Origin of the sequence: Enterobacter cloacae complex sp. IR53041 (genome assembly GCF_049238285.1) — a bacterium.
Taxonomy (GTDB): domain Bacteria; phylum Pseudomonadota; class Gammaproteobacteria; order Enterobacterales; family Enterobacteriaceae; genus Enterobacter; species Enterobacter roggenkampii.
On the sequence record NZ_JBMKHB010000003.1, the window covers coordinates 15,889 to 32,340 of the forward strand.

Consider the following 16,452-nt stretch of genomic DNA (forward strand, 5'->3'; position numbering starts at 1 on the left):
CTAACAATATGAAAAGAAAAATTATTCCTGTGCTTATCGGTTGTGCGCTCTCTTTCTCTGGCCTGGCGGCACAGCCTACCGCTGAGCGCTATGTCGTCAGCTTCCCCGAGGGCTCCCATGTGAAATACAGCGGCGCGTTTGCCGATGCGTTCCCGAACGGGCTCCCGGTGGGGATTGGCTCTGGTCTGCTGTTTACGGGCAAGCAGGGCGATGCCCTGACGTTTGCGACCGTGACCGATCGCGGTCCCAACGCCGATGCGCCAAAAATGGGTAAAAACGAAGCCAAAATATTTGTCACGCCAGATTTCGCGCCGCTGCTGATGACCATCCGCGTTCAGAACGGCAAAGCAGAGGCAACGGATGCCCGCCCGCTGCATGACGATAAAGGCGAGATTAACGGTCTGCCGCTGCAAAGCGGCGTGATTGGTTCCACCAATGAAGTGGCGTTCAGCGATACCTTAAAGACGCTCAAGGGTGACAACCGCGGACTGGATACGGAAGGCATCACGCCGGACGGCAAAGGCGGCTACTGGCTGTGCGACGAGTACGGCCCGTTCCTGATTAACGTCGACAGCAAAGGCAAGATCCTCGCGATCCACGGGCCGCAGGCCGCGGAAGGGGAAAAATCCATCGCGGGCGGTCTGCCAAACATCATCAAATGGCGCCAGCCCAACCGGGGCTTTGAAGGCCTGACCCGGATGCCGGACGGGCGGATTATCGCCGCGGTGCAGAGCACGCTGGACATCGACGGTAAGAGCAAAAAGCAGGCGCTGTTCACCCGTCTGGTGAGCTTTGACCCGGCGACCGGCAAAACCGCGATGTACGGTTACCCTATCGACAGCGCGGCCTACGACAAAAACAGCGACGCCAAAATCGGCGACATCGTGGCGCTCGATAATCAGCACATCCTGCTGATTGAGCAGGGAAGCGATAAAAACGACGGAATGCGTAACCTGATTTACAAGGTGGATCTCAGTAAGGCGAGCGATCTTTCCGCCTTTGACAAGCCGGGCGAGTATCCGGAGTTTGATGATGAGAAAACCCTGGCGCAGCGCGGCATTACCCTTGCGTCAAAAACGCAGGTGGTCGATCTCCGCGCGCTGGGCTGGCAGCAGGAGAAGGCTGAAGGACTGGCGCTGATCGACAGCAAAACGCTTGCGGTGGCGAACGATAACGACTTTGGCGTGAAGGTCGCGATGCAAAACCCGGTCGAGGGTAAGAAGCTTAAGGATTACCGGGTGAACGCGGAAGGCAAGCTGACGCTGGATGATAAACCGGTGGAAACCACGCTCAGCGTGAAGCCGCTGAAGAAGCCGGAGTCCGACAGCGAGCTGTGGATTGTGACGCTGCCGGAGGCGTTGAAATAAGTTTACCGCTCACCCCTCTCCCCACAGGGGAGAGGGGGATTGTTCGGAGCGCATAGTTAAGCGGGGAGGCTATTTCTTCAGACTCGCAAACGCCGCCCGAATTTCCTCCTCCGGCAGCTGGATGCCAATAAACACCATCACGCTGTGCGGCGCTTCATCGCCCCACGGTCGGTCCCAGTCGGCGCTGTACAGGCGCTGCACGCCCTGGAACAGCAGGCGGTTCGGCTCGCCGTCAATCCACAGCATGCCTTTGTAGCGCAGCAGCCTGTCGGCAAACGACAGCAGCAGGTTCTCCATCACGCGGGAGACCTCGCTGATGTCCACCGGGTAATCCAGCTCCACCACAATCGACGCCACGTCGTTTTGCTTGTCGGACATAAAGTGGAAGCGCGGTTTTGCGGTGACGTTCTCTTCCAGCATAAAGCCGTTGGTGTTGAACAGCTGAGACAGGTCGATATCGCCGTGCGTCACCGTATAAATCGGCGCGCGGGAGTTGATGCGCGTCAGGCGCTCGCGAAGCTTAACGCTTTCGCCCGCCACGTCGGTTTTGGTCAGCAGGATGCGGTCGGCGTAGCCCACCTGAGACTGGGCGATGGTGAACTGGTTCATCTGATCGTCGGCGTGGACCGCATCGACCAGGGCAATGACGCCGTCCAGCAGGTAGCGCTGGCAAAGGATCTCGTGAGAGAAAAAGGTCTGAATAATCGGGCCGGGGTCGGCCATGCCGGTGCACTCGATCACCAGGCGGTCAAAGTCGATGTCGCCGCGGTCGCGGCTGTCGAGCAGGTCCAGCAGGGCGTCTTCCAGCTCGTTAGAGCGGGTGCAGCAGATGCAGCCGTTAGTCAGGGTTTTGATCTGCGTGGCGCGATCGCCAATCAGCTGGTCGTCTACGGAGACTTCGCCAAATTCGTTTTCGATGACGGCGATTTTGAAGCCGTGCTGCTCGTTCAGGATGTGGCGCAGCAGGGTGGTTTTACCGGCGCCGAGGAAACCGGTCAGCAGGGTAACGGCAATCGGGGTCATGGTCTCTCCTTTAGCAGCAGCGGACGCCGCCTTCTCCACTTCCGCCGTAGCGCGCTTCCTGACGCTCGCGGAAGAATTCGGTGTAGGTCATGTACGGCTTATCCGGATGGTTGGTCTTCATGTGCTCAACGTAGTTGTCATAGTCCGGGATGCCAATCAGCATTTTCGCCGCCTGACCGAGGTATTTTTTTGCTTCGCCTAAGTTACCAAACATAACGTGTCCTGATAAGAAAAAGCCCGGTGGCGCGCAGCGATCCGGGCCTACAGTACCGTTGTAGGGCGGGTCAGCGCAGCGCCGCCCGCCATTGTTTTAGTGGTGTGAAGAGGTCTTCACGCCGCCTTCCGGTACCGGCACGTACGGGGTTTCTTTATCCGTGCGGCCATCGATGTTGCGCACTTTCATCCAGGTTTTGATGCCGTAGAAGATGATGCTGTACACCACCACCAGGAACAGAATGCTCAGACCCGCGTTGGTGTAGTTGTTCACCACGATATGGTTCATGTTGGCAATCTGCTGCGCGGTTAAATCCGCGCCGCCTGCGGCAATCTTCTCTTTGTACTGGTTAGCCATGAAGAAGAAGCCTTCCAGCTGCGGGTTGGTGCTGAACAGCTTCAGACCCAGCGCCCAGGTGGTGCAGAGCAGCAGCCACAGCGCAGGCACCACGGTAACCCAGATGTATTTGGTACGTTTCATCTTCACGAGGACCACGGTGCCCAGCACCAGGGCCACGGCCGCCAGCATCTGGTTAGAGATACCGAACAGCGGCCACAGGCTCTTCACGCCGCCGAGTGGGTCAACCACGCCCTGATACAGCAGGTAACCCCACAGGCCTACGCAGCCCGCGGTGCCGAGTACGCCCGCCACCAGAGAGTCGGTTTTCTTCAGGAACGGCACGAAGTTACCCAGCAGATCCTGCAGCATGAAGCGGCCCGCACGGGTACCGGCATCCAGCGCGGTGAGGATGAACAGCGCTTCGAACAGAATACCGAAGTGGTACCAGAAGCCCATGTCCGCCCACGGCAGCACTTTGTGGAACACGTGTGCGATACCTACCGCCAGCGTCGGTGCACCACCTGCGCGGTTCAGCACGGACGGTTCGCCGATGTCTTTCGCGGTCTGCATGATCTGCTCAGGCGAAATCACAAAGCCCCAGGAGCTGACGGTCGCCGCCGCGTGTGCGCTGGCCTCTTTCAGCTGCGCCATGATCAGCGCGGTATTTTCGCCGCCCATCTCATGCAGGTTAGGCATGGTGATGCCCAGACCCGCTGGTGGCGTGTTCATCGCGAAGTACAGGCCAGGCTCGATAATCGACGCCGCAACCAGCGCCATGATCGCCACGAAGGACTCCATGAGCATTGCGCCGTAACCGATGAAGCGCGCGTCGGTTTCATTGGCCATCAGCTTCGGCGTGGTGCCGGAGGAGATCAGCGCGTGGAAGCCAGACACGGCACCGCAGGCGATAGTGATAAACAGGAACGGGAACAGGGCGCCTTTCCACAGCGGACCGGTGCCGTCAATGTACTGGGTTACCGCCGGCATTTTCAGCTCAGGGTTGATGATCACAATCCCGATGGCCAGCCCGACGATCACGCCGATTTTCAGGAAGGTCGCCAGGTAGTCGCGCGGAGCCAGAATCAGCCACACCGGCAGCAGGGCAGAAACGAATGCGTAACCGATCAGCGCGAAGGTGATGGTGGTGTCTTTAAAGGTCAGCGCCGGGCCCCAGTACGGGTCGTGCGCAATCACGCCGCCGAAGTAGATGGAGGCGACCAGCAGCACGATACCGATCACCGAGACCTCGCCAACGCGGCCAGGGCGCAGGAAGCGCATGTAGATGCCCATGAACAGCGCAATCGGTACGGTAGAGCAGACGGTGAAGACGCCCCACGGACTTTCGGCCAGCGCTTTCACCACGATCAGCGCCAGCACCGCAAGGATGATGATCATGATCAGGAAGCAGCCAAAGAGGGCGATGGTGCCCGGCACGCGGCCCATCTCTTCTTTGATCATCTCACCCAGCGACGAACCGTTACGGCGCGAGGAGATAAACAGCACCATAAAGTCCTGCACCGCACCCGCCAGCACCACGCCCGCCAGCAGCCAGAGCGTACCCGGCAGGTAGCCCATCTGCGCGGCCAGTACCGGGCCGACCAGCGGGCCAGCGCCTGCGATGGCGGCAAAGTGGTGACCAAACAGCACGTAGCGGTTGGTAGGCACGTAGTTCAGGCCGTCATTGTTAATGACCGCCGGGGTGGCACGCGTCGGGTCGAGCTTCATGACCTTCTGCGCGATGTATAAGCTGTAGTAGCGATAAGCCACAAGGTAGACGGAAACCGACGCGACCACGATCCACAGGGCGCTGACGTGTTCGCCCCGGCGTAATGCGACAACCGCCAGACAGAAAGCACCGAGGATCCCGAGTAAGGCCCAGGGCACGTGCTTCAGTAGTTTTTTAGTATCCATAGTAAGACCTGGTTTTTTATGTAAAGAAAAAAGGGTCAGGGTTCGTTGTGAGGAGGTATTGATTAATGCTGGAGCGATCGTGCCAGATCCCCGCGCGCGTAAAGGACGGTAAATGAATGAGTGGTTGAAAGTGCCGGGTGAGCGGTCAAAGGCGGCGACGAGCGGTTTCGGCGCGCCGCCAGAGGGCGAAATTATGTGATTGAGATCACTTGATTATTCGGGTTGCGCTCTACGGCCAGATAGCTCTCCAGCGTCCTGATGAGTTTCTCCTTCAGCCAGCTCGGTTCCAGGATCTGAATATGGGGGAGCCAGTAGAACAGCAGCGGCAGGATCTGGTTCTCGTGAGCCGCCTGGCAGCGCAGCGTGACGCCGTCCTGCTGCTCCTCCAGCAGCTCCTGTTCCGGCAGAAGATCCCGGCGCAGGAAGTAATGTGAAATATTATCTTTGATGAATATTTTCACCGCGAAAGTATCTTCGGACACCCAGGGATCGAGGCTTTTCTCCAGCAGCTCAAGAACATTTTCTTCGGGAGTGAAGGTCGTTTTCTGAATATCAAACCAGCTAATCTGGCTCAATGAGAAGGATTTCAGCCGGCTATTTTCGGTGGCTTGTAAATACCATATATTTTTTTTGTTAATGAGTTTATAGGGATTAATCAGGCGGGTTTTACCCTTATAAACGATCTGGCAAACATTATGGTTTTTAATCGATTTCTCGATTTTCGTTAAATGACGGCGAATATCGCGTTCTACCGTATGTTCCGCTTCATTGCCAAGAATAAGAATATGGTTTTCGTCTACGCGCGTTTCAAGCTTTTGCCAGAATTCCATATTTCTTTCAGGGAAAAAGCTGTCGGCATTCAGAAAGTTAGCCAGAGTGTGATGCAATCCTTGCCCACCCGGCGATTGTGCGGAATGAATCAGCCGATATAGACCGTTACCGGTATGTTCAACAATGGGCGAGAGGGCATTTAAATCCCGGTAGACGGTGCGTTCGGTAATTTTAAATTTCTCCATTAGCGCACCGCGGTTTACCACACCGTTTAAATGTAGCTCAAGGAGAATATCGACCAGACGTTCAGCCGAGCGGCTCCGCGTCGTTTTAGCCATAAGGTCATCCTGTATATATAGGTATGCGCTGAATGATGCGGGTGCACTGACAGGCGGCGTCAGTATTCAGGCACAGAAAATTTCTCTTATGGGTATATAACGGCGTGATTTAGCGGAAACCTTAGGAGTTTTTGCAGAAAGCGGCGCTGGCCGGAAAAAAGGCCAGCGCGAGGGGGGTCACACGGCGACTTCCGTCTCCAGCATGACCGGGTGGAAGCGGCGCCTGAAGTAGATCAGGCCGTGGCCCGCGTCACTCAGAATGATGTTTTTAATTTCAACCAGATAAACCAGATGCGTGCCGATGGTTTGCACCTGGCTTATTTCGCCTTCAAGGCTGGCCAGCGCGCCCTTGAGTACCGGCTGCGCCAGCGGCCCTTTCTGCCAGCAGGAGAGGGCAAAGCGCTCTTCCATCGTCATACCGGTCATCCCGGCGAAATGGCGCGCCATGATCTCCTGCTCGTGGTTCAGCACGTTAACGCACAGCCTGCCGTTGCCCTGGAATACCGGGTTCATGGCGCTGTTGGCGTTGATGCATACCATGACCGACGGCGGGGTGTCCGTGACCGAGCAGACGGCGGTGGCGGTGATGCCGCAGCGGCCCGCCTCGCCCTCGGTGGTGACCACGTTAACCGCCGCCGACAGGCTACTCATTGCGTCGCGAAAACGCAGGCGTTGTTCATCTGAATGCATTGCAACCTCCCGCTGCGCTATTTCAGCAGCTTGTCCAGCATGTTGATATCGCTGTTGTTGTGCAGGTGCGGCACCGTCCAGCCGTGTTGGTCGTATTCGGACATGCAGCGGTCGACCATCGCCATCATCTTGTCCATATTGCCGGAGCTCTGCGCCTGGCGCAGACACTGCAGGCGAATTTCATCCTGACTGCCGGAGTAGTTAATTTCGTACAGCTCGTGACGGCCGCCAAACTCGCTGCCGATGGCGTCCCACATCAGCTTCAAAATCTTGATGCGTTCGACGTGGTCCATGCCGTTGGAGCCGCGCACGTATTTCGCCAGATACTGGTCGATCTGCGGGTTGTTCAGGTCCCGCGCGCTGGACGGGAGGTAGATCAGCCCGGAGGTGACGTTACGCTCGATGATGTTCTTGATCTTGGCGTAGGCCATCGGGGCCATCACGCGGTAGGTCTGCAACGCCGCGTGATCCGGCAGATACGCACCGTTGACCCACGGGGTGGCTTCGGAGCACATGGAGTCGCTCAGCGCCCAGAACATGTTGCGCCAGGCCACCACTTCGCCGAGATCCGCCTGCACGCCGCGGAACTCCAGGGTGCCGGTACACTCCAGGGATTTCTTCAGCAGGGCGGTGATGAAGTCGAGCTTCACCGCCAGGCGCACGCAGGCCTGCAGCGGGTACATTCGCGCAAAGCCGCCTTCCATCGTCCAGCGGCGGCAGAGGTCGAAATCGCGGTAGATCAGCACGTTTTCCCACGGGATCAGCACGTGATCCATTACCAGAATGGCGTCGTTCTCGTCAAAGCGGCTGGAGAGCGGGTAGTCGTAAGGGGAGCCGGTTGCGCCTGCCACCATCTCGTAGGAGGCGCGGGAGATCAGCTTCACGCCCTCGGCCTCCATCGGCGCGACGAACATCAGCGCGAAGTCTGGGTTTTCGCCCATCACCTGCGCGGAACCGAAGCCGATCATGTTGTAGTGGGTCAGGGCGGAGTTGGTGGCCACCACTTTCGCGCCGCTGACGATAATCCCGGCGTCGGTCTCTTTCTCCAGCTTGATGTAGACGTCTTTTACCTCGTCCGCCGGCTTGTGGCGGTCGATCGGCGGGTTAACGATGGCGTGGTTGAAGTACAGGCCGGTTTCCTGAATACGGGTGTACCAGTTCCGGGCGTTCTGCTCGAACTGGCCGTAGAAGGCCGGGTTGGCGCCCAGCGCGCAGCCGAACGCGGCTTTGTAGTCCGGCGTGCGGCCCATCCAGCCGTAGCTCAGGCGCGACCACTCGGCGATGGCGTCGCGCTGCTGGCGCAGGTCGTCGGCGCTTTTCGCCACGCGGAAGAACTTATGGGTATAGCCGCCGCTGCCGGTGTCGGTGCCCCAGCACAGCGTGTCCTGCATGTCCGGCTTGTGCAGCGCGTCGTACATCTGCGCGATGGAGGCCGCCGCATTGCGAAACGCCGGATGGGTGGTGACGTCTTTGACGCGCTCGCCGTAGATGTAAATCTCACGCCCGTCCTGCAGGCTTTTTAAATACTCTTCACCGGTTAACGGGCGTTTGGCGTCTGCGCGGAACTCTTCATGCTTCATAGGGACCTCGTATCGGAATTGTGTTGTTAAATTTATGTTTTGTTTTTGTTGTTTAATTGAAGCCTGAGAGGGGCGTAACGTGAAGGGACGATTGGGACAACGACGGGTACTTTTCGGGTGGGTTGTGGTTTTGTGATCTGTGCGGCTTTTCGGCGGGTGGCGCTGCGCTTACCCGCCCTACGAACCGTGATGCCTTCAGGAAACCGGTACTTTCTGGGCCCGGTATGCGCTCGGCGAGCACCCCACTAAGCGATTAAAAAAGCGGGCGAAATAGGCCGGATCTTTGAACCCCAGCTGCCAGGCAATCTCGCTGACCGTGCTGTCGGAGAAGAGCAGCAGGCGCCTGGCCTCGCGCAGCTGGCGGTCGAAGATCAGCCGTTTTGGCGGGCGGTTGGCGAAGCGGCGACAGATATCGGTCAGGCGGGATTCGGTCAGGTGCAGCTCGCTGGCGTATTCCGGCACCGTCCAGTGCTGGTGGTAGTGGGTGTCGATCAGCTGGGTAAACCGCTGGAACAGCTTCAGCTCGCCGCGCATGCCGCCTGACGCGTGGTCGTCGAGCTTCGCGTTGCGCAGCAGCAGGGTGAACACCGCCTGGGCCAGAAGGACCAGCGTATGCTCGCGCCCGGGCAGCTGCTCCGTGGATTCCCGGGCAATCAGCTGCCAGTAGTGCTTCAGCGCCGCCAGCTCGTCCGGCCTGTCGGCAAGCGAAAGGCAGATCCCCGGCAGGCCAAACGCCTCCCGCGTGCCGGGGTAGAGCACCTCCAGCAGCGGCCAGATCAGATCCTCGCGCACCGTCAGCACGTGTCCGTCGCTGTCGGATTCGGTGATAAACGCGTGCGGCACCGACGGCGGCGTGAGGACGAACAGCGGGGCCTGCACCGAATAGCGGTGATCGTCGAGCTGGAGCTCAATCTGCCCGGTATCGAGAAAGTGCATCTGAAAATACTGGTCGTGACGATGCGCCTGCATGTCGCGGCCAAAAAAGGCCGCCATGCGGGCGAACGACTGGTAGTGCACATCGTCGGTGCCCAGACTTTCGTCGTACTCCTTGCTGATATCAATGTTGGCGATAGGGCTCTGGCACACGATCGTTCCTCTGTTGATCCCGCTGCGTCATCGGGATACGCGTCAGCACCAGCGCGCCGACCACCAGCAGCCCGGCCACAAACCACAGCCCCGAGCTGAAGCTGCCGGTCGCGTCGCGCAGGATCCCAATCAGCAGCGGGCTGACGGCGGAGCCGACGTTGCCGATGGCGTTGATCACCGCCAGCGCCACCGCGCGGGACTGCAGGCTAATCACCCGATCCGGCGTGGTCCAGAATATCGCCATGGCGGTAAACGATCCGGTTGAGGCCATGATGATGCCAAGCAACTGGATCAGGCTGTGGTTCGTCGCGGAGGCCAGCATCCATCCCGCCGCGGCGAACAGGTACGGCAGGATGGTGTGCTTTTTTCGCTCTTTCAGCCTGTCGGAGCGGCGGCTCCACCAGATCATCCCGAGGATGGTGCAGAACTGCGGGATCGCCGCCAGCAGGCCGATGACGATGTTGCTGCTCCCCGTGTTAAAGCTTTGCAGGATCTGCGGGGTCCAGATGTTGATCGCGCTCAGCGTATTGGTCAGGCAGAAGTAGGCCAGCGTGTAGAGCAGTACCGCGGGGGTCAGCACCTCGCGCAGCGTCGAGCGCGGCGTGACGGATTGGGCAATGGCAACCTCCTGCTCGCGGGCGATCATCGTTTTGAGCGCCTGCTTTTCGTCCTCATCCAGCCAGGTGGCCTGGTCCGGCGTGTCGTTGAGGTAAAACCAGGTCACCACGCCGAGCACCACCGACGGCAGCCCTTCCAGCAGGAACAGCCACTGCCAGCCCTTGAGGTTCCACAGTCCGTCCATCGCCAGAATGTACCCGGAGAGGATCGAGCCGAGCATCATGGTCACCGGCATGGCGATCATAAACAGCGCGTTGGCGCGGGCGCGGTGATAGGCCGGGAACCACCAGGTGAGATAGACCAGAATACCCGGCAGGAAGCCGGCTTCGGCAATGCCCACCAGCATGCGCAGAACGTAGAGGGTTTCGGGGCTGGTGGCGAACATGGTGCAGGTGGAGGCAATACCCCACACTACCATGATCCCGGCGATCCAGCGGCGCGCGCCGATCTTCGCCAGCATGATGTTGCTCGGGATCCCGCACAGCACGTAGGTGACGTAAAAGAGCGTCGCGGCCAGGCCAAACATGGTTGACGTGAGGCCCAGATCTTTGCCCATCGTCAGCCCTGCAAAGCCGATATTGATGCGATCGAGAAACGAAAAGACAAACAGGATAAAGAGAAAGACGATCAGGCGTCGGAACAGCTTGTTAATGGCGCGATGTTCAACAGCTTTATTATCATGGGTTTGCAGGGTAGAGGTCGTCATGGTGCGCTCCAGATCTTACGTTTAGTAGACGGATTTATTGTTATTAACTGACGTAACCGGTTTTTCGATAAAGCGTGCCGCCAGCGCTTCCGCGCCGCGGGCGAGCAGGGTCGTGTCGACCCCGACGGCGACAAACCGCGCGCCGAGTTCAAGATAGCGTTTTGCCAGCTGCTCGTTCGCCATCAGGATGCCGGGGGCTTTACCCGCAGCGCGTATCTGTGCGATCGCCTGTTCAATGGCGGCCTGCACCTCCGGGTGCTGCGGATTGCCGGCAAAGCCCATGTCGGCGCTCAGATCCGCCGGGCCGATAAACACGCCGTCGACGCCGTCCACGTCCAGGATCTGCGGCAGGTTTTTCAGCGCCTCGCGGGTTTCGATCTGCACCAGCACGCACATGGCGTCGTTGGCCTGCTGCAGGTAATCGGGAATGCGGTTCCAGCGCGAGGCGCGCGCCAGGGCGCTGCCGACGCCGCGAATGCCCGCGGGCGGGTAGCGGGTGGCACGTACCGCCTGCCGCGCTTCGTCGGCGTTTTGCACCATCGGCACCAGCAGAGTTTGTGCGCCCACGTCCAGCAGCTGTTTGATCTGCACCGGGTCGTTCCACGCCGGGCGGACCACCGGCTGGCTGGGATAAGGGGCGATGGCCTGCAGCTGGGTCAGGACGGTCTGCACGCTGTTCGGCGCGTGCTCGCCGTCGATCAGCAGCCAGTCGAAGCCTGCTCCGGCCAGCAGCTCCGCGCTGTAGCTGCTGGTCAGCCCCAGCCATATGCCAATTTGCGGGCGGCCCGCCTGCAGCGCCGCTTTGAATGCGTTTTGCATGGTTATCTCCTAGACAAAGCGGCAGCTGATGGAGCCCAAGTTGCCGTAGTCGACGTGGAAGGTGTCGCCTCTGCTGGCGGGCACCGGGCGGGTAAACGAGCCGCCGAGAACGATCTGGCCAGGCTCAAGCTGCACGTCGTACGGGGCGAGCTTGTTTGCCAGCCATGCCACGCCGTTGGCCGGGTGGTTCAGGACGCCTGCGGCGACGCCGGTCTCTTCGATCACGCCGTTGCGGTAGAGCAGGGCGGAGATCCAGCGCAGGTCCAGCTCGTCGGGCTTAATCGGACGGCCGCCGAGGATCACGCCCGCGTTGGCGGCGTTATCGGAGATGGTGTCGAACACCTTGCGCGGGCGCTGGGTGTCCGGGTCGACGTTGTGGCAGCGGGCGTCGATCAGCTCCAGCGCGGGGATCACATAGTCCGTGGCGTTGTAGACGTCGAAGATCGTGCAGTTCGGGCCGCGCAGCGGTTTTGCCAGCACGAACGCCAGCTCCACTTCAATGCGCGGGACGATAAAGCGGTCAACCTGGATGTCGCTGCCGTCGTGGAAGAACATGTCGTCCAGCAGCGCGCCGTAGTCCGGCTCGCTAATCTGCGAGCTGGCCTGCATCGCTTTGGACGTCAGGCCGATCTTGTGGCCCTTCAGCACGCGGCCTTCGGCGATCTTCAGGCTGACCCATTCGCGCTGGACGGCGTAGGCGTCGTCGATAGTGATCGTCGGGTAGTCGAGGGAGATCTGGCGGATCTGCTCCCGGGACTGCTCCGCCTGATGCAGACGATGGGCGATCAGGGTATGGGTGTGTTTATCGAGCATGGCGTATCCTTTATGCGGCTGTTGCCGGGTGGCGCTGCGCTTACCCGGCCTACGTTCGAGCCGTTGTAGGTCCGGTAAGCGAAGCGCCACCCGGCGGAAAAGATGTCTATTTAAACAACGCGTGCACGTTGTTTTGTTTGTAATTGAGCGTCGGGTGCAGCTCGTCCAGCTCAAACGACAGCGCCAGATAGCGACTCGCCATCAGCGCCGCGAAGTGCGTTTTAATCAGCGCAAACAGCATTTCACCGACCTCTTCCCGGCTCTCCAGACTGCGCCCCGCGCCAATCTTCAGCGTCATATGGACAAAGGCGTAATCGTGCTTGCCGTCGGCCATCTGCCAGGTGTCCAGCCAGTGGGCGCGGCTGCGGATACCGCCGATAGGGAAGATGCCCGTGGCGGCGAGCGCCTCGTTCACTTTGGCGAACAGCCCCGGCAGGTCGGCCTGCTCGCGGATGTTGTCGGTACATTCAGCAATAAAGTGCGGCATGGTGGCTCCTTAGGCGGGCAGCGGGAAAACGGCGTTGACCTGGCCGGTGCCGGAGCTGGCGAACAGCTCGGTGAGAAACTCCACCTTGCCGTCGTATTTGTCCCAGCCGAGCATGCCCAGCAGCATCACCGTGTCGTGCATGTTGCCCTCGCCGTAGCAGTAGTCGGCGTACTCCGGCAGCATGCTGCAGAATTCTTTGAACTGCCCCTCGCGCCACAGCTTCACCACGCGCTCGTCCATCTGGCGGTCGAACTCCCGGGTGTAGCTGTTCATCCCTTCTTCCGCGCGCTGGTCGTCGATAAAGCGGTGCGACAGCGAGCCGCTGGCGAGTACCGCCACGGTGCCGTCATATTTTTCGATGGCGCTGACGATGGCCTCGCCCAGCCTGCGGCTGTCGGCGAAGTCGTGAACCGTGCAGAACGCCGAGATGGAGACCACCTTGAAGTGCTTATCCGCGTTCATGTAGCGCATTGGCACCAGCGTGCCGTACTCAAGCTTGAGGCTCGGAATGTTGTGCGCTTTGGCGCGCACGCCACGCTTCACCGCCTCGTCGGCGATCAGCTGGCCGAGTTCCGGATTGCCGTCGTAGTCGTAGGTCATGTCGCGGATAAAGTGCGGCAGCTCGTTGCTGGTGTAGACGCCCGAAAAATGGTCCGCACAGTTGATGTGATACGCGCTGTTCACCAGCCAGTGGGTGTCGAAGACGATAATGGTGTCGACGCCCAGCTCCCGGCAGCGCTTGCTGATCTCTTTGTGTCCGTCGATGGCGCCCTGGCGGCAGCCGTGGTTTTTGCCCGGCAGTTCGGAGAGATACATCGACGGCACGTGGGTGATTTTTGCCGCTAACGCTAATTTGCCCATTTTCAGATCCCCCACTTTGGAATCGGATGGTCGCCCATGGAGATGCAGACGTTCTTCATCTCCGCGAATACCTCGAAGCTGTACTCGCCGCCCTCGCGGCCGGTGCCGGAGGCCTTCACGCCGCCAAACGGCTGGCGCAGGTCGCGCACGTTCTGGGTGTTGACGAACACCATGCCCGCTTCGATATTGCGCGCCAGGCGCAGCACTTTGCTGACGTCCTGGGTCCAGATGTATGACGCCAGGCCGTACTCCACGTCGTTGGCCAGGCGCAGCCCTTCCGCTTCGTCCTTAAACGGCAGCAGGCAGGCCACCGGCCCGAAGATCTCCTCCTGCGCCACGCGCATGCGGTTATCAACATCCGCCAGCACGGTCGGGCGCAGGAAGTTGCCGCCCTTCAGGTGCGCAGGCAGATCGGTCGGTTTGTCCGGGCCGCCCGCCAGCAGGGTTGCGCCTTCCTCGATGCCGAGGCGGATATAGCCGGAGACCTTTTCCCAGTGCTGTTGGCTGATGAGCGCGCCAATCTGGGTGTTCGGATCGGTCGGGTCGCCCACGCGCAGGCGGTTGGCGCGCTCGGCAAAGCGCTTGACGAATTCCGGGTAGATGCTCTGCTGGATAAAGATGCGCGAGCCCGCGGTGCAGCGCTCGCCGTTGATGGAGAAGATGGTGAACAGGGCGGCGTCCAGCGCGCGCTCGATATCCGCGTCTTCAAAAATCAGTACCGGGGATTTGCCGCCCAGCTCCATGGAGTACTTCTTCAGCCCGGCGTTTTTCATGATGTTGCGCCCGGTGGCGGTGCCGCCGGTGAAGGAGACGGCGCGCACGTCGTGATGCCGCACCAGCGCATCGCCTGCCGTCGCGCCGTAGCCCTGCACCACGTTGAGCACGCCCGCCGGAATACCCGCCTCCAGGGCGAGCTCGCCCAGACGGTCGGCGGTCAGCGGGGAGAGCTCGGACATCTTCAGCACCGCGGTATTGCCTAAGGCCAGACAGGGCGCGACCTTCCAGGTGGCGGTCATAAACGGCACGTTCCACGGCGACACCAGCGCGCAGACGCCCACCGGCTGCACCAGGGTGTAGTTGAGCATCTTGTCGTCGACCGGGTAGGTCTTGCCGTTCATCTGCTGGCACACCTCGGCGAAGAATTCGAAGTTGTGCGAGGCGCGCGGAATGAGCACGTTTTTGGTCTGGTGGATCGGCAGCCCGGTGTCGGCGGTTTCCATGGCGGCGATCTCCGGCACGTTCTGGTCGATCAGGTCGCCCAGGCGGCGCATCAGGCGCGCGCGCTCCTTCATCGGCAGGTTGGCCCACTTCGGAAACGCCTCTTTGGCGGCGGCAACGGCCTGATGGATTTCGGCTTCGCCGCCGGAGGCCACTTCTGCGAGGACCTCGCCGGAGGCCGGGTTAGTGGTGTGGAAGTAGTCGCTGCCCGCGACGTTTTTACCGTTGATCCAATGGTTAATCTTTTTCATTTTGCCGTCTCCTCACTCACAATTCGATTCACCAGGCGTCCCACGCCTTCCACTTCCACCACCACCTCATCGCCCGGCACCACGTCGGAGAGCCCCTTCGGCGTGCCGGTGGCAATCATGTCGCCCGGCTGCAGGGTCATAAAGTCGCTCAGGTAGGCGATCAGGTACGGGATGCTGAAGATCAGATCCGCCGTGGTGCCTTCCTGGCGCAGCTCACCGTTAACGAAGGTGCGCAGGGCGAGGTTGTGCGGGTCGGGAATGGCCTCTTTTGGCACGATGTTGGGGGAAATGGGGGTCAGCCCGTCGCGGCTTTTCACCCGCAGGTTCGGGCGGTAGTAGTTTTCGAGATAGTCGCGAATGGCGTAGTCGTTGCAGACCGTATAGCCCGCAACATAGTCCATCGCCTCGGCTTCGCTCACCTTGCGGGCCGTTTTGCCGATGACCACCACCAGCTCCGCTTCATAGTGCATGTACTCGACGTTGTTCGGGCGCACCGAGGTCTGGTTGTCGCCGTTGAAGGTGTTCGGCGCTTTGATAAAGACCAGCGGCTCGGTGGGCGGCTTGAAGTCCAGCTCGCTGGCGTGATCGGCATAGTTCAGGCCGAGGGCAAACAGCGTGGCGTGCGGCGGCGTGCGGTGCGTGCTAGCGACGTCGCGCTCGTCCACCACCGGGTTTTCCAGCGGTGGAAATCCTTCCGCCAGAATACGTACCCGATCGCCCGGGCGGATCTCAACGCGGCTGTGCGGGGTACCGAGCAGGATCGCATCGCCGGGATTAAGGGTGGCGAACTCGCTCAGGGTGCTCAGCAGTTCGGCAGCGTTACGCTGCAGATCGGCGGTGTTCCAGTGGTCCGCTTCGCGGCCGTTGATCTCGGTGATGATGGTCAGGCTATCCACGTTATCAACGGCGACCGGTTCGCCGAGCGGGCAAAATCCGTCGCGGCATTTGGCCTTGATGGCCGGACGGTAGAAGCTCTCTTCCGGCAGGCTCACCTCGTTGGCCAGCGCATATCCGGCGATGTACGCCGCGGCGTCCTCCACGCGTACCTTACTGGCGGTTTTACCCACCACCAGCGCTACCGTGGCGCCGCTCAGCACCGTTTCCCCCTGCGGGAACGGAATGGGCTCGCCCGCGCGAATCACGGTGTTATGCGGTTTGATAAACCACACCGCCGTTTTCGGCGGCGTGTTGTAGGGGGCTTTTTCAAACGCCTCTCGCCAGGCTTCGCGCTGGCTCTGATGGTTGAGGGCGACGGCAAAGACGGTACCTTTCATTCACATACTCCTCAGGCCGGAGGTCCGGTTTGGATTTCATTAATATGTTAATGATTTGGTTTTATGCTTTTGCTGATTATTTCGCA

15 protein-coding genes are annotated in these 16,452 nt (G+C 60.3%); 1 reads left to right on the forward strand and 14 read right to left on the reverse strand.

Translation table 11 applies throughout. The annotated features are described in order from the left end of the window. Positions 1-8: 8 nt before the first annotated feature. A complete protein-coding gene (locus ACOTXF_RS02920) occupies positions 9-1,367 on the forward strand; it encodes an esterase-like activity of phytase family protein (protein ID WP_048962266.1) in 1,359 nt (452 codons plus the stop codon). A 69-nt stretch (positions 1,368-1,436) separates the two neighbouring features. On the opposite strand, the gene yjiA is transcribed toward ACOTXF_RS02920, so the two are convergent. The 14 genes from yjiA to hpaG form a co-directional block, all read right to left on the reverse strand. Then, complete coding sequence (gene yjiA / locus ACOTXF_RS02925; RefSeq protein ID WP_048962267.1) at positions 1,437-2,390, reverse strand: GTPase; 954 nt, start codon at positions 2,388-2,390, stop codon at positions 1,437-1,439. Positions 2,391-2,400: 10 nt separating this feature from the next. Next, positions 2,401-2,604, reverse strand: coding sequence for a YbdD/YjiX family protein (locus ACOTXF_RS02930; protein WP_003856610.1), 204 nt, complete (start codon positions 2,602-2,604; stop codon positions 2,401-2,403). A 96-nt stretch (positions 2,605-2,700) separates the two neighbouring features. Next, positions 2,701-4,854, reverse strand: a complete 2,154-nt coding sequence (locus ACOTXF_RS02935; protein WP_008501310.1) for a carbon starvation CstA family protein — start codon at positions 4,852-4,854, stop codon at positions 2,701-2,703. Positions 4,855-5,045: 191 nt separating this feature from the next. Continuing rightward, entirely contained in the window at positions 5,046-5,963 is a 918-nt protein-coding gene (locus tag ACOTXF_RS02940; RefSeq protein ID WP_008501309.1) for a helix-turn-helix transcriptional regulator, read from the reverse strand. A gap of 177 nt (positions 5,964-6,140) precedes the next feature. After that, positions 6,141-6,653, reverse strand: a complete 513-nt coding sequence (locus ACOTXF_RS02945; protein ID WP_044597195.1) for a 4-hydroxyphenylacetate 3-monooxygenase reductase subunit — start codon at positions 6,651-6,653, stop codon at positions 6,141-6,143. Between the two features lie 17 nt (positions 6,654-6,670). Beyond that, a complete protein-coding gene (hpaB, locus tag ACOTXF_RS02950) occupies positions 6,671-8,233 on the reverse strand; it encodes a 4-hydroxyphenylacetate 3-monooxygenase, oxygenase component (RefSeq protein WP_232926674.1) in 1,563 nt (520 codons plus the stop codon). Between the two features lie 195 nt (positions 8,234-8,428). Next, positions 8,429-9,319: a 4-hydroxyphenylacetate catabolism regulatory protein HpaA gene (gene hpaA / locus ACOTXF_RS02955; protein ID WP_008501306.1), complete on the reverse strand. Its 891-nt coding sequence runs from the start codon at positions 9,317-9,319 to the stop codon at positions 8,429-8,431. Continuing rightward, positions 9,291-10,643: a 4-hydroxyphenylacetate permease gene (gene hpaX, locus ACOTXF_RS02960; RefSeq protein ID WP_232926672.1), complete on the reverse strand. Its 1,353-nt coding sequence runs from the start codon at positions 10,641-10,643 to the stop codon at positions 9,291-9,293. Before hpaX ends, hpaA begins: the two co-directional genes overlap by 29 nt. Before the next feature lie 21 nt (positions 10,644-10,664). Further along, entirely contained in the window at positions 10,665-11,462 is a 798-nt protein-coding gene (hpaI, locus tag ACOTXF_RS02965; RefSeq protein WP_232926671.1) for a 4-hydroxy-2-oxoheptanedioate aldolase, read from the reverse strand. A 9-nt stretch (positions 11,463-11,471) separates the two neighbouring features. Then, positions 11,472-12,275, reverse strand: coding sequence for a 2-oxo-hept-4-ene-1,7-dioate hydratase (hpaH, locus tag ACOTXF_RS02970; RefSeq protein ID WP_232926670.1), 804 nt, complete (start codon positions 12,273-12,275; stop codon positions 11,472-11,474). 106 nt (positions 12,276-12,381) lie between these two features. Then, positions 12,382-12,762, reverse strand: a complete 381-nt coding sequence (locus tag ACOTXF_RS02975; protein WP_008502110.1) for a 5-carboxymethyl-2-hydroxymuconate Delta-isomerase — start codon at positions 12,760-12,762, stop codon at positions 12,382-12,384. A 9-nt stretch (positions 12,763-12,771) separates the two neighbouring features. Next, positions 12,772-13,623, reverse strand: coding sequence for a 3,4-dihydroxyphenylacetate 2,3-dioxygenase (gene hpaD, locus ACOTXF_RS02980; RefSeq protein ID WP_008502109.1), 852 nt, complete (start codon positions 13,621-13,623; stop codon positions 12,772-12,774). A gap of 2 nt (positions 13,624-13,625) precedes the next feature. Then, positions 13,626-15,092 (reverse strand): 5-carboxymethyl-2-hydroxymuconate semialdehyde dehydrogenase, encoded by a 1,467-nt coding sequence (gene hpaE / locus ACOTXF_RS02985; RefSeq protein WP_025912116.1) that lies wholly within the window; start codon positions 15,090-15,092, stop codon positions 13,626-13,628. Beyond that, complete coding sequence (gene hpaG, locus ACOTXF_RS02990) at positions 15,089-16,366, reverse strand: 4-hydroxyphenylacetate degradation bifunctional isomerase/decarboxylase (RefSeq protein WP_232926668.1); 1,278 nt, start codon at positions 16,364-16,366, stop codon at positions 15,089-15,091. Before hpaG ends, hpaE begins: the two co-directional genes overlap by 4 nt. Between the last annotated feature and the right edge of the window lie 86 nt (positions 16,367-16,452).